This window comes from Gemmata palustris (assembly GCF_017939745.1).
GTDB lineage: Bacteria > Planctomycetota > Planctomycetia > Gemmatales > Gemmataceae > Gemmata > Gemmata palustris.
On record NZ_JAGKQQ010000001.1, the window covers coordinates 8,056,252 to 8,069,708 of the forward strand.

Annotated in this window: 10 protein-coding genes; 3 read left to right on the forward strand and 7 right to left on the reverse strand. The window is 65.8% G+C overall.

Annotated elements, in window-relative coordinates; translation table 11 throughout:
- Positions 1 to 9: 9 nt before the first annotated feature.
- Entirely contained in the window at positions 10 to 933 is a 924-nt protein-coding gene (locus J8F10_RS33415) for an alpha/beta hydrolase (protein ID WP_210661238.1), read from the reverse strand.
- A 198-nt stretch (positions 934 to 1,131) separates the two neighbouring features.
- Here J8F10_RS33415 and J8F10_RS33420 point away from each other — a divergent pair, with 198 nt between their 5' ends.
- A complete protein-coding gene (locus J8F10_RS33420) occupies positions 1,132 to 2,418 on the forward strand; it encodes an MFS transporter (protein ID WP_210661240.1) in 1,287 nt (428 codons plus the stop codon).
- A 64-nt stretch (positions 2,419 to 2,482) separates the two neighbouring features.
- On the opposite strand, the gene moeB is transcribed toward J8F10_RS33420, so the two are convergent.
- The 6 genes from moeB to J8F10_RS33450 form a co-directional block, all read right to left on the reverse strand.
- Positions 2,483 to 3,670 carry a molybdopterin-synthase adenylyltransferase MoeB gene (moeB, locus tag J8F10_RS33425; protein WP_246523732.1) on the reverse strand — a complete coding sequence of 396 codons (1,188 nt, stop codon included), beginning with the start codon at positions 3,668 to 3,670 and terminating at the stop codon, positions 2,483 to 2,485.
- Between the two features lie 169 nt (positions 3,671 to 3,839).
- Positions 3,840 to 5,132 carry a beta-ketoacyl-ACP synthase II gene (fabF, locus tag J8F10_RS33430; RefSeq protein WP_315854210.1) on the reverse strand — a complete coding sequence of 431 codons (1,293 nt, stop codon included), beginning with the start codon at positions 5,130 to 5,132 and terminating at the stop codon, positions 3,840 to 3,842.
- Entirely contained in the window at positions 5,129 to 5,374 is a 246-nt protein-coding gene (gene acpP / locus J8F10_RS33435; RefSeq protein ID WP_052551591.1) for an acyl carrier protein, read from the reverse strand. The genes fabF and acpP overlap by 4 nt, the downstream gene beginning before the upstream one ends.
- Positions 5,375 to 5,704: 330 nt before the next feature.
- Positions 5,705 to 6,613: an ACP S-malonyltransferase gene (gene fabD / locus J8F10_RS33440; protein WP_210661242.1), complete on the reverse strand. Its 909-nt coding sequence runs from the start codon at positions 6,611 to 6,613 to the stop codon at positions 5,705 to 5,707.
- Between the two features lie 257 nt (positions 6,614 to 6,870).
- On the reverse strand, positions 6,871 to 9,372 hold the full coding sequence (locus J8F10_RS33445) for a hypothetical protein (protein ID WP_210661244.1): 2,502 nt from the start codon (positions 9,370 to 9,372) through the stop codon (positions 6,871 to 6,873).
- A 132-nt stretch (positions 9,373 to 9,504) separates the two neighbouring features.
- The gene (locus tag J8F10_RS33450) at positions 9,505 to 11,154 is read right to left on the reverse strand and encodes a serine/threonine-protein kinase (RefSeq protein ID WP_210661246.1); all 1,650 of its coding nucleotides are present in this window, start codon (positions 11,152 to 11,154) and stop codon (positions 9,505 to 9,507) included.
- 387 nt (positions 11,155 to 11,541) lie between these two features.
- On the opposite strand from J8F10_RS33450, the gene J8F10_RS33455 reads away from it, so the two are divergent.
- Together J8F10_RS33455 and J8F10_RS33460 are read left to right on the forward strand one after the other, a co-directional pair.
- Positions 11,542 to 12,231, forward strand: a complete 690-nt coding sequence (locus J8F10_RS33455) for a hypothetical protein (RefSeq protein ID WP_210661248.1) — start codon at positions 11,542 to 11,544, stop codon at positions 12,229 to 12,231.
- 589 nt (positions 12,232 to 12,820) lie between these two features.
- Positions 12,821 to 13,390, forward strand: coding sequence for a DUF6931 family protein (locus J8F10_RS33460; protein WP_210661250.1), 570 nt, complete (start codon positions 12,821 to 12,823; stop codon positions 13,388 to 13,390).
- The last annotated feature ends 67 nt before the right edge of the window (positions 13,391 to 13,457 follow it).

The following is a 13,457-nucleotide window of genomic DNA, read 5'->3' on the forward strand; positions in this document are numbered from 1 at the left end:
CGTGTGCGATTACTTCCCCTTCACGGCCGCGTGGTCGCGCCACAACCAGCGGAGCGCGTCCGGCAGGAGCGCCCCGCCGTGGTCGTCGGCGTGCCCGCCGGCGCCGAGCACGTACTTGTAGTCGTAATCCTTTTCGCGCAGCGCCTCGACCATCAGTTGATTTTGCAAGAACCAGTCGCGCTTCGTATTCATCGGGCTGCGGTTGTCGTGAACGCCGTCCTGCACGTACACGCGGATCGGCTTCGCGTCCGCCTTGCGAACCAGGTCCGGGTACACGTGCCCGCCGCGCAAGTTGGTGAAGCTCCCGATCGCACTGTACACGCGCCGGAACGCCTCCGGGCGCTCCCACGCCACCGTAAAAGCCGCGATCCCGCCACTGGAGAAGCCCGCAATCGCCCGCTCGTTCGGGTCTTTTGTCAGCGTGTACTTTTGCGCCACCTCCGGCAGCATTTCATCGACGATCAACTTGGCGAAAGCGTCGCCGAGCGAATCGTACTCGACGCTGCGGTTGTTCGGGTTCCCGGTGCCGAGCGACGCCGGGTACTCGGTCCCCTTGTGCCCCGGCGTCACGAAGATGCCGATCGTTACGGGGATCTCTTTCCGGTGAATGAGGTTGTCGAGCACCACCGGCGCGCGGATCACGCCCTTCGGGTTGATCGCGCGCTGCCCGTCCTGAAACACCAGCACGCACGCGGCATTTTCGGGCTTGTACTGCGCGGGGACGTACACCCAGTATTGCCGGACGGTGCCGTCGAACACCTTACTCTTGAAGAGTACGGGGCCGATCAGTTCCCCCGCGGGCACGCCGTCTTGCTTTTGCGAATCGGGACCGAGTTTGTAAGTGGCCTTCGTCGGGAGTTGCTCGGGCGCCGGCTGACCGGCACCGAACGAGCACGCCAGCCCCCCGACGAGTAACGCGAACGCAGCCCGCATGACGGTCTCCGCGAAATGGGAAGAGGTCGAACAGCGCCGATTGTCCGGGAGCGCCCGCGCCGGTCAAGGGCCAGAAAGAAGAACCGGGCGCGAACGGCCCTCCGACTTGCTCATACCCGCCGTTTCTCGTTGCCGCGCGGCGGTCCGGGCTTTACATTCAGCGACATTCCTCGCTGATGCTTCACACTCGGAGACGATATGTCCGCTGCTCAGCCCGCCACCGCTCCGCCGCTCGCACTGCCGCTGCGCCTCAACCTGTCCGTGATGATGTTCCTCCAGTTCGGTGTTTGGGGGGCGTGGTTCGTCGTGTTCTTCCCGTACTTGCGCGGGCTGAACTTCACCGGCGAACAGGCCGGCGCGCTGATCGGCAATATGGCCCTCGGCGCCATCTTCTCGACGATCTTCGCCGGGTACATCGCCGACCGGCTGCTCGCCAGTGAGAAGCTGATGGCGGCCTGCCACCTCGCCGGTTCCGGGCTGCTGTACCTGATCGCGCAGACGCAAGACCCGGGCCAGTATTGGACGCTGTTCGCGCTCACGTTCGTCTACGCGCTGCTGTACAACCCGACGCTGGTGCTGGCGAACTCGATCACCTTCGAGCACGTCCCGGACGGGCAGCGCGACTTCCCCGGGATTCGCGTTTTGGGCACGCTGGGCTGGATCGCTGCCGGGTTCAGCATCGACGCACTGTTCGCGGGCGGCGGTAAGACGGCGGCGGGGTCCAACGGACCGCTGATGCTGGCCGCGGGCCTGTCCGCCGTTCTCGGCGTGTACAGCTTCTTCCTGCCGCACACCCCGCCGAAGGGCGAGGTGAAGGGCATCCCGTTCGTGCGGGCGCTGGGGCTGTTCAAGGATTTCTCGTTTGCGGCGTTCTTCATCGTGTCGCTGGCGATCACCGTGGTGCTGGCGTTCTACTACACGGTCACGTCCGACTTCCTGGAGAAGCAGTGCGGGGTGAAGAACATCGGCTCGACGATGCTGATCGGGCAGGTGTGTGAAACCGTGTTCCTGCCGCTGCTGCCGCTGTTCCTGGTGCGGTTCGGGATGAAATGGGTGCTGGCGCTGGGCATGTTCTGCTGGGGGCTGCGGTACTTCCTGTTCGCCAACGCGGGGCCGGAGGGCATGGGCTTCGCGCTGGCGATCGCGGGCGTCGCGCTGCACGGGTTCTGCTTCGACTTCTTCTTCGCCGCCGGGTTCATCCACTGCGACAACAAGGCACCGAAGGACATCCGGGCCAGCGCACAAGCCCTGTTCAGCTTCCTCACCTACGGCGTCGGGATGTGGTTGGGCAGCCTGATTTGCGGCATGATGGTGGACAAGTACACCGATCCGACGACGAAGACCGTGAACTGGGCCGATTTCTGGATGGTGCCCAGCATCGGTGTGATCGTGTGCCTCGGCGTGTTCTTGCTGGTGTTCCGCGACCGCCCGGGTCGAATCGTGGAGCCTGTGTCAGAACCAGCCGCTGTTCCGCCCGGGGCATAACCCGCTCAGCACGAAGGGGCGGTGCATTCGATGCACCGCCCCTCACAAACAGCGAAAGCGCGCATCAATACCGGACCATCCCCGGATCGACCTTGTCGGCCCAGCCGAGGATGCCGCCGGTCAGGTTCACGAGCTTCGTGTACCCCTGTGCCTTCAAGAAGTCGATCGCCTTCTGGCTCCGCATCCCGCTCTTGCAGTGAACGATCACCTCGCGGTCCTTCGGCACTTCGGTCACGCGGGTGGGAAGTTCCGGCAACGGGAGAAGCACCGTTCCGGGGATGCGGCAAATCTGGAACTCGTTCGGGTTCCGCACGTCCAGCACGAACAGGTTCTCGCCCGCATCAATGCGCTTCTTGAGTTGCTCGGGCGTGATGTCGCTCCCGCTGAACGCCGGTTGCGCGGCCGAAGCCCCGCCGCGCACGCCGCAGAACTCTTCGTAGTCGATCAGTCCCTTAATGGTCGGGTGCGGGGCGCCGACCGCCCACTTCGGGTCGCGCCGGATTTTGAACGTCTTGAACGTCATGTTCAGCGCGTCGTAGTGCAGCAGCCGGCCGATGAGCGGTTCGCCGATACCCAGAATGAGTTTGATTGTTTCCGTGGCCTGGATGCACCCGATCACGCCCGGCAGAATGCCGAGCACGCCGCCCTCCGCGCAACTCGGCACCTCGCCCGCGGGCGGCGGTTCGGGGTAGAGGCACCGGTAACACGGCCCCACGCGCGGGTCGAACACCGTGGCCTGGCCGTCGAAGCGGAAGATGCTGCCGTACACGTTCGGTTTGTTGAGCAGCACGCACGCATCGTTGACGAGGTACCGCGTCGGGAAGTTGTCGGTACCGTCCACCACGATGTCGTAGTGCTTCACGATGTCGAGCGCGTTCTTCGACGTGAAGTGCGTCTCCCACAAATCGAGTTGCACTTCCGGGTTCACGTCGCGGAGCCGGTCCGCGGCGGACTGGCACTTCGAGCGCCCCACGTCCGCGGTGCCGTGGATGATCTGCCGCTGGAGGTTCGATGTGTCCACCACATCGAAATCGACGAGCCCGAGCGTGCCGACCCCCGCCGCCGCGAGGTAGAGTGCGAGCGGCGACCCGAGCCCGCCGGTGCCGATCACGAGCACCTTCGCGGCCTTGAGCTTCCGCTGCCCGTCGAGCCCGACCTCGGGCATGATGACGTGGCGCGAGTAGCGCGCGAACTCGGGCTGCGTGAGCGACACGTCGGCCCAACGGCCGTTCAGAAGGTCGGGGAGCGGCATATGAACGTCTCCGAGAGCTGTAAATAAAAGCAGATTGGCCACAAAAAAGCACAAAGGGCACAAAAGAAAACCAAGACACAAGAGTGAATACAAATCACTTCTTCTGCTTTGGTTTTCTTTTGTGCCCTTTGTGCTTTTTTGTGGCCAATCGGTCTTCGCATCTCGCCCGCTAGATCGCGCCGAGCGCGATCGAGCAGTTGTGCCCGCCGAAGCCGAAGCTGTTGGACAGCACCTTGCGCACGCGGACCTCGCGGGCCGTGTTCGGGATGTAGTCCAGATCGCACCCGCCCTCGACGTCCTGGTTGTCCAGGTTGATCGTGGGGTGCAGTACGCCGTGCTTGATGCTCAGCGCGCACGCGACCGCTTCCACGCCGCCGCTCGCGCCGAGCAGGTGCCCGATCATGCTCTTGGTGCTGGACACCATGACCTTTTTCGCGTGCTCGCCGAACACGAGTTTCACGGCCTTGGTCTCGGCCACGTCGCCCAGGCCGGTGCTGGTCCCGTGCGCGTTAATGTAGTTAACGTCGCCCAGGTTCCAGCCCGCGTCCTTCACGGCTTCGCGCATCGCTTCCGCGGCGCCGATGCCGTCCTCGTGCGGGGCCGTGATGTGGAACGCATCGGCCGTGTTGCCCGACCCGCACACTTCCGCGTAGATCGGGGCGTTCCGGGCCTTGGCGCGCTCGTACTCCTCGAGAACCAGAATCCCAGCGCCCTCGCTCAGCACGAAGCCGTCGCGGTCCTTGTCCCAGGGCCGGCTCGCGGCTTTCGGGTCATCATTCCGCGTGGACAGCGCGCGACACGCAATAAACCCGCCCAATCCGAGCGGCGTCACCGCGGCCTCGCTCCCCCCACTGACCATCACGTCGGCGAGCCCGCTACGAATTGCGGCCACCGAGTCTGCGATCGCGTGCGCCGCGGACGAGCACGCGGTGGAAACGGTCGTGTTCGGCCCGCGGAGCCCGAACCGGATGGAGATGTTGCCGCTCGCGGAGTTGGCAATCATCTTCGCGATGAGGAACGGCCCGAGCCGGTCGGGGCCGCGCTCCATGAGCGTGCGGTGCCCGTCCTCCCACTCGGCCATACCGCCGATCCCGCTGCCGAGGATGCACCCGCAGCGGAACGGGTTCTCCTTCGCGAAATCGAGGCCGCTCTCGTTCACCGCTTCGGCGGCCGCGACGAGCGCGAACTGCGTGAAGCGGTCGAGTCGGCGGGCCGAGCGCGTGTCGATGGTGGGTTCGGGGCTGAAGCCCTTTACCTCGCCGGCGAACGTGACTTTGAACGGCACCTCGGCGCCGCTCACCAGTTTGTGCGCGGCCGTGCTGAAAAGGGTGATCGGCGCGATGCCGCTCTGCCCGGCGAGGAGGCCCCGCCAGTAGTCCGGCACGTTCAGCGCGAGCGGATTCACCGTGCCCAGGCCGGTGATTACCACCCTGCGGCGGGTCGCGGAAGAGGAAGAAGTCACTGTGGCTTGTTCTTGATAGCGGTGTCGATGTAGTCGGTGGCTTCGCCGACGGTCTTAATTTTTTCGGCCTGGTCGTCGGGGATCTGGATGTCGAACTCTTCTTCCAGCTCCATCACGAACTCGACGATGTCGAGCGAGTCCGCGCCGATCTCTTCGATGAACGTGGTGTTGCGGGTAATCTTTTCTTTGTCGTAGGCGAAGTGCTCGCTCACGATGTCGATGACACGTTGCTCAACGGACACGGTTCGACCCTCCGGGCGGTGGTGGCGCCACCGCAACCCCGCGGTCCGACCGGCTCCAACCGGTCCCCGCACACTGCGTCTGGTATTTTGTATGGCGCTCGCCCGGCTCGCGAAGGGTGAGTGGCCTTCCCCGGCGCCTGTGCAGCGACTTACGAACAAAACTCTACTGACGCGACCAGTAAAAGAAAAGCCCGCCCCGGTTGATGCGGAAGGTAAAAGGCAAAAGTTAAAAGGTAAAACAACACAAGAGGCGCCACAGGCACGGGCCCGTCTTCGTTTGCCTTTTGCCTTTTTCCTTTTAACTTTCCGCGACGTCCGCGGCGCCCGCACTCACGCGGTGACGTTTCGGATATCGGCCTTTCGCTGGACCCGCTTGAGCAGACCCGCGAGGACGCGCCCCGGCCCGATCTCGTAGAAGCGCTCCACGTTCTCGGCGAACAGGCCCCGGAGCGTGTCCTCCCACCGCACCGGCGAGAGCACCTGCCGCACCAGGAGCCCGCGAATTTCGGCCGGGTCCGCGTGCGGGCGGGCGTCCACGTTCGACCACACCGGCACCACCGGCGCGCCGAGCGCGACGCCCGCGAGCGCGGCGGCGAGTTTCTCGTCGGCGGGCTTCATCAAGTTCGTGTGGAACGCCCCCGCCACCGTGAGCCGCACGGTACGAATGCCGCCCTTCTGCACGCACAGTTGCTCGAACCGGTCGAGGGCCGCGAGCGCGCCGGACACCACCGTGTTTCCCGGGCAGAGCAAATTCGCGACCTCGAGCGTATCGGAACCCCGCGCTTCGATTACGAGGGCCTCGACCTCCGGCACTTCCATCCCGAGCACGCTCACCATCCCGGAGGGCGTCGCGACCGCGGCGTCCTGCATGGCCCGCCCGCGCGCCTGGACCAGTTTCACCCCGTCCTCGAACGACAGCGCGCCCGCGAACGCCAGCGCCGTGTACTCGCCGAGGCTCAGCCCGGCCGTGGCGACGACACCGGTGACCGCGTCCGGTTCGGTGGCCTTCAGTTGTTCGAGCGCCGCGAGGCTCGCGACGAAGATGGCCGGCTGGCTCACGTCCGTCGCGCTCAACCGCTCCGGCGGGCCGCTCACGCACACGTCGAGCAGGTCGTACCCCAGAATCGCGGACGCGCGCTGGAACAGATCGTTTGCGGCCGGGAGCGCTTGGCACAGCGCGCCCGCCATGCCGACCGTTTGCGCGCCCTGACCGGGGAACAGAAAGGCTGTCCGTGGCATGAAGAACCCTACAACGTTTCGCCGAACGGCTGTGAGCTAATCCCGTTTCGGTGTCCTTGCGACGAGCCGCGACCGCAAGGGAGCGGGAGGCGCTACCGCTCCCTTGCGGTCGCGGCTCGTTCAACCCGCTACGACGATCCCGAAACGGAACTAGTGGTCGTGTCCGCCCCCGAGGGGGTGGTGACAACCTAGCCGCCCGCGCGCCTCTTGTCCCCTCCCCAAGAGGACAGCCGGACCGGGCCGCCTCGCCGGAGCCATCAAATCAGGCCCCAGAGCCGCCGGAGCCCCCACTCCGTTCCGAGGAGCGCGGTGAACACCACGAGCCACAGCGGGAGGAACCCGTGCGACCGGTTCCGGTGCCAATCGGGGTAGTACCGCGGCTTCTTGCCCAGGTCGGGCGGGAGCTCGGTCTTTAGCTCTTTCAGAAAGCCGGGAAGGTCTTCGAGGCGCAGCGCCTTTCCGCCGGTCGGCACCGAGAGCCGTTCCATGAAAACCTGATCCGCGCTCACCTTGAGCATTTCGTCCGAAATGTCCGGGACCGCGATGAACTTGGCCGTACCGCGGTGGAGTTTCGGCGACCCGTCGGCGTTCAGTTCCGGCGACCCGTCGGGTTTCTTGACCGGGCTGGTGACCGACACGAAGTACTCGCCCGGCGCCGTCGGGCGGAACTGCACCTTTCGGCCGTCCTTGTCCGTCAGCACGGTTTGCGGGGCCGCCTTCCGCACGTCCTCGGGCTTCGGCTCCTGCTGCCCCGGCGCGAGCGGTAGAACGTGAACCGTGAGCGGTGCGGCCGGGTCATCCGTGCCGTCCGCCTTCTTCACGCCGACGCGAATCATCTGCTCCGTCGTCACCTTGAGTTGGCGGAACTGGGGGCGGGCGTAGGCCTGGCTCTCCTCTTCGTCCTGGTACGCGAGCCACAGCACGCACTGGCGCCAGAAGCGCTCGTGCATGTCGATCCCGGTCGTCTCTTTGGGCTGGCCGAGGCTGCGCCAGAGGTACGTGTCGAACGCGCCGAACGCGAGCCACCGCCCCTTGTTCGCGTCCCCGCGCTGCGAGCCGACGAGGAGCGGCTCGTGGACCGCCGGGTCGAACTCGGTGCCGGCCGCCCAGTCTTTCGGGTCGCTCGGGGAGAGCACCTTGTTGTTCGGATCGAGGCGCGGAACCCACGCGAACACCGTGTCCAGGCGCCCCGGGCGGAGCGCGAGCCGGTTGTGCCCGTTGAGCAAGATCCCGGTGCGGAAGTTGTTCATCCGGTCCCACGCCTCTTTCGACGGGTTGCCCTTCGGCGCGGGCGCACCGGGTTTGGGCACGACCTTGAACATCTTGTTCAGCCCGTTCGGGTTCGGGATCACGGGGAAGAACACGACCGGATCGCCCCTGTCGTTGAGCGCGTCCGCGATCGGGCCGCCCGTCACGGGGAGCAGCTCCTTCGGGATGCCCGGGTCGCCGGTGTAGGCGTACTCGCCGCCGAGGAACATGACCCCCACGCCCTTCGTCGCGGTGAGCTTGGTGAGGTCGGCGAGGAAGTTCGGCGCGGCGCGGTTCAGCACGGCCGCGCCCACGTTCCCGATGATGACCACGTCGTAGGCCTGGGCCTCGAGGTTCAGCAGGTCGCGCGCGCTTTGCGGAACGGTCTGGTCGGACTGGAGGATGACCTCGTACACGTCGAATCGCTTCTCACTGCGGAACGCATCCCGGAGGAACGTCTGTTCCCAGCGGAGCTGGTCCACGATCAGCACGCGGACGCCCTCTTTGAGCACCGTGAGGTACGTTTCGGACCAGTTGTTGAGCGGCGACAGTTCGCCCGGGAGCGGCTCGAGCTTCCCGTTCTTGTCGATCCCCACCTCGACCTTGATCTTGTACTCGCCCTTCGTTTCGGGCATCTTCACGGTCATCTTCAGCTCGTTACCCTTCTCGCGCTCGAGGGTAAACTCTTCGCTCTGCACCGCTTTATCGTCGATGAACACCCGGGCGGTGACGCGCGAACCGGGGAAGTTGTAGGCGTTCACCTTCGCGGTCACCGTCACGTCGTTCTTGATGAACGCGGGCGACGGGTTGCACTCCACGCTCGTCACCACGACGTCCTTCGTCTTCGTGTCTGAGCTTTCCTTGCCGACGAGGAAAGTGTGGACCGGAACCCCTCTGCGCCCCCAGCGCCCGGCTTCGGAGGCCGCGTTGAACGCCTCGCCGTTGTCCGCACCGTCCCCGATGATGATGTGCCCGCGCACGCGCTCGCCCTGCCACCGCTCGAACGTCTTGTTCAAATAAGTTCCGTAGTCGGAGCGCTTGGCGTCGGAAACGACCGTCGGCTCGTAGCGACTGGTGGCCTCGTTGAAGTCCGGCGGGCCGAACTTGTAGAGCGTGACGCTGATCCCCTGCTCCGTGAGCAAGTCGTCGATCAGCGGCTGGCACTTCTCGATCGCCTTGCGCACCGCATCGGCGCGCGACTGCCCGCCGATCTCGTCCTTCACCGTCAGGCTCTCGGACACGTCCACACCGATGAGCAACGCGGACGGTTGCTTCGGGTTCTCGTTGACGCCGATGCTCGGGCGCGTCGCGGTGATGAGCGTGACCAGTAGCGCGAGCAGGCGCAGCGTGAGAACGGTGAAGATGCGCTTGCGCGTCGCCTGCGGGTGCCCCAAATACGTCCAGACCGTGAAGAGGACGAGGAGCGCGGCGACGGCCGCGAGCGCCGGGAGCCCGAACGGGTAAACCGACCACGGGTACGCGGGCCGCATCGAGAAGAAGATGTCGTCCATAGCGCTATCTTACCGATGTGCCGGGAGCGCCGGAAGAAGTCTGTTTCTGGCGAACCGCGACGGTAACGGAGCGGGTGGGCGATTCGTCGCGCCCACCCGCTCCGTTACCGTCGCGGTTCGCCAGCCCCTGCCCTAATCCTTTTTCCCGACGCGCTGCGGGGAGCGGAGCTGCTCCAGCGCGGCGGGTTCGAGCTTGGTTTTGCCGAGGTTCGCGGCGTTGCGGTTGAGTGCGTCCGAAACGGCGTGGCTCAGGTCCGGGTAGCGGAGCAGCGTTCCGCTCACGCTGAACGCGGACCGCTCGAACTTCGGCCCGCCGGGGCCGCCGAATTTCGGTTGATCCTGCACCACGTCCAGGAACAGCTTGTTGGACGGCTCCGGCTTGTTCTCGTGGGCCAGCACCACCGCCAGCCCCAGGCGCCCCGCGACGCTGGCGGTCCGCGCCGCGAGCGGGTCGCGCCACTCCTTCTCGCGCCCCCGTAAGCGCTCGAACCGCTCGTTGGCTTCCGGCAAGCGCCGCTCCCTCACGTAGAGGAGCCCGAGTTCAACCGACGCCTTGATCGCGTCGTCCGGTTTCGTCCCCTCGGTGTTGAGGACCACGAGCAACTCGCGCTCGCGCGTCGTGTTGAGCCGGTCGGGGGAGCGCACGTCGGGCAGCCCCGGCCCGCTGTGGTTCGCACCGGCGGGCGCGTGCGCCGGGTCCGCGGACGGGTTCAGCCCCCCGTACAGGAGCACCCCACCGATCGCGGCGAGCGCACACGCGCACGCGATGAGGAGCCACAGCCCCCACCGTGCCCCCGGGTGCCCCGAAGACGGCACCGCGGCCCGAGTGAGTGAAGACGTGGATTCGCCCGCGGTGGCCAGTGAGCGGCCCTTCCCGTTGCCCTGAGAGAGTGCGAATTGAGCGGTACCCGTTGTTAACCCGTCCCGCACTTTCACCAGGTCGCGCAGGACGTCGCGCGCGGACTGGTAGCGGTCGTCCGGGTTCTTCGCCATCATCTTGTGGACCATGCCGCACACGTCCGCTGGCAGGTCGGGCCGCAGGTCCGCCAGTGGCCGGGGCTTCTCCTGCACGTGCTTCAGCGCCACATCGAACGCGGACGTGCCGCGGAACGGCGGCTCCCCCGCGAGCAGGTGGTAGCAGGTGACACCGAAGGAGTAGATGTCGCTGCGGTTATCAACCGTGTGGCCCTGGACCTGCTCCGGGGACATGTACAGCGGCGTGCCGAGCGTGACGCCGCTCTGCGTGATGTTCGTGGCCGGCACCTCCCCGGCGAAGAACCGGCTCAGGCCGAAGTCGGTCACCTTCACTTCGACCTTCCGCGTCACCAGAATGTTTTCCGGCTTGATGTCGCGGTGAACGATGCCCTGCTCGTGGGCCTTCTGGAGCGCGAGCGCGACCTGCCGCACCACGCTCAGGGTGATCGGCAAATCGGGCGGCCCCTTGCGGGCCATGTAGTCGCGCAGGTTGCGCCCCTCGACGAACTCCAGCACCATGTACCGGAGCCCGTCGGCCTCGCCGATCTGGTGGATGTGAACGATGTTGGGGTGGTTGAGCTTCGCGACCGCTTGAGCTTCGGCCTGGAACCGGGCCAGCGCGGTGAGGTTCGTGTTCAGCTCGTCGCGGAGCAGTTTGAGCGCGACGTCGCGCTTGAGGGACGTTTGCCGGGCGAGGTACACCTGCCCCATGCCGCCCGCCCCGATCCGGCGGAGGATGTGAAAGTCCCCCAGCGTGCGGCCGGTGAGGTCGGGCCGCGGTGCGGTTTGCGGCTGGGTATCCGGCATCTGTCCGGCTCCGCAGAGTGTTCAGCAAAACCGCCGCATTGATGAACGATTTAAACGTAGCGGACCGCTCTGCAACGACCGCCGGGGGCGCCGGAGTTGGAGAACGTGAGGCGGATTTCGACAGCGCCATCTTATCTCATCTCGCCCAAAAGAGAAATGAGACGGCTCCCGATACCCCACATTTCTGCTACGCCACGAAACACCACCCGCTCCCGCGAACCCGTGCGGCGTTTGACTCACTCTCGTCGCCCCGCTCGGGGAACAAGAACAAGTAACAGTCCTCCCGAACTGTGCGGTGACGAAACGAAACTCTGTGATAAACTGCCCGGGACTCCCGCCGTGGTTTCACCCACCCAGCCCACCACAAGCCCCAGACGGAGATCAACCGTGCGTGCCCTCCTAACGTCATCCCTCGTGCTCGGCCTCACATCTTTGGCCCTGGCGCAACCGTCAAAACCCACCGCGATTTCCGACGAGCAGAAAGCGATCGACGCCATCGCGAAGGCCGGCGGGAAGGGTGAGATCGACCCCAAACTGCCCGAAGCGGGCCGCGTGGCCGCCAAATTCGAGGCCGCAACGGACGCCGCGCTGGTGGGACTCAAGAAGTACCCGCACATCGGCTCGGTCGACGTGTTCAACGCCGCGAAATGTACCGAGAAAGGGTACACCGCCCTCAAAGACCTGCCGAACCTGCGCCGACTGGTCCTGAGCAAGTCCGACCTGACAGTGGCCCGCGTCAACGCGATCGCACAGTGCGCCCAGTTGCGCGAACTGCGTATCCCCAACGCCGGCTTGACCGATACGGAACTCGTGGGCCTGAAAAAGCTCGCGCTCCTCGAATCGCTCGACATCTCCGAGAACCCGCAGGTCACCGACAAGGGGATGGCGACGATCAAAACCCTGGAGCGGCTCCGGGCCTTGTACCTCTCCAAAACCGCCGTCAGTGACAAGGGGTTGTTTGAACTGAAGACGCTGGACGGGTTGCGCACGCTCTACGCGGGTTCGACAAAGATCACCGCGGACGGGGCCGAGAAATTCGCCGATGAAATGCCCAATCTGCGGGTCGTGCGTCAGTGATGGAAGGGATTGTTTTGATTTCCTTCTGTAACCGGCCTCGCACAACGAATTGCAAACGTGGGCACCGATTCCACTTTGGGTTGTGCCCTCTCCCCTTGCGGGAGAGGGTCGCCGCGCTTCGCGGCGGGGTGAGGGGTTGCTTCCACACTCGGGACGTTACCCCTCACCCGGTTCGCAAAGCCTCACCACCCTCTCCCGCAAGGGGAGAGGGCATAACACCAAGCCAACCTACAACCCACGTTTGCAATTCGTTGTGCAAGGTCGGCTACAGAAGATCGGCAATCGGCGCAACTTGGTGTGGTGAGGGGCCGAATACTCCGCGGGCCGGGGCGGGCGCTGAGTGGTGGGGACCGGCCCCGCTCGCGTTGTGCCCCGACTCGTTCCGTTCGTATCGAACAAATCCCAGCGAAAGATTCGCGCCCGGGCGGGCGTAAGTGTGGGGAATATTGGGTCGAACCACTGTTTCCCTGGGACCGCGGGCACCTGGCCCGCCCTTCTGCCATTGGTAACGAATGCGGGCCAGATCCCAGAGAAACGCGCGCACACTCACCGACTCGACGCACGCGGAACAGCCCCGGAAAGGCGCCACATGACCACGCCCGCGCAACCCCGACCCGCCCGACTCGCCGCCGACGTTGCGAAATCTCTCGTGCTGTCCGAACCGGCCAAAGCCCTACTCAGCCCGGCGCACACCCCGCGGCAATTCTTTGACGCGCTCGCCGCGCACTCGGACCTGGCCGAAGACGCGATCCGCTTCCTGGCCGCAGCGCTCCCCAAGCGCGAGGGCGTGTGGTGGGCGCTCGGGTGCGTGCGGTCCGCGTTTCCCAAACCCGCGCCCGAAGCGGCCCGCGCGATTACCGCCGCGGACGCCTGGGTGAAGGAGCCGACCGAGGTGAACCGGCGCGCGTGCGGCGACGCGGCTTCGGCGGCCGACCACGGCACCGCGGCCGGGTGCCTCGCGGCGGCGGCGTTCTGGTCCGGAGGGAGTCTCGCGCCGCCACACCTCGCCGCGGTCCCGCCGCGCGACGACCTCACGGCCACCGCGATCAGCGCGGCCGTGCTGCTATCAGCCGTCGTTGACGTGAATCACATCGCCGCGAGCTACGCGAAGTTCCTCGCACTGGGCGCGGACATCGCGTCGGGCAAAGCGCGACTCTGATTCGCGTTCGTGATCCCACCGTGCGGTGCCGGGCAAATTCGGTGATGTTTTTTGCTGTGTGGACACT

Coding starts and splice junctions, on each gene's coding strand:
- J8F10_RS33450 (WP_210661246.1), bottom strand. CDS start 11,154: ATGCCGGATACCCAGCCGCAAACCGCACCGCGGCCCGACCTCACCGGC.
- J8F10_RS33445 (WP_210661244.1), bottom strand. CDS start 9,372: ATGGACGACATCTTCTTCTCGATGCGGCCCGCGTACCCGTGGTCGGTT.
- moeB (WP_246523732.1), bottom strand. CDS start 3,670: ATGCCGCTCCCCGACCTTCTGAACGGCCGTTGGGCCGACGTGTCGCTC.
- J8F10_RS33420 (WP_210661240.1), top strand. CDS start 1,132: ATGTCCGCTGCTCAGCCCGCCACCGCTCCGCCGCTCGCACTGCCGCTG.
- fabD (WP_210661242.1), bottom strand. CDS start 6,613: ATGCCACGGACAGCCTTTCTGTTCCCCGGTCAGGGCGCGCAAACGGTC.
- J8F10_RS33460 (WP_210661250.1), top strand. CDS start 12,821: ATGACCACGCCCGCGCAACCCCGACCCGCCCGACTCGCCGCCGACGTT.
- J8F10_RS33415 (WP_210661238.1), bottom strand. CDS start 933: ATGCGGGCTGCGTTCGCGTTACTCGTCGGGGGGCTGGCGTGCTCGTTC.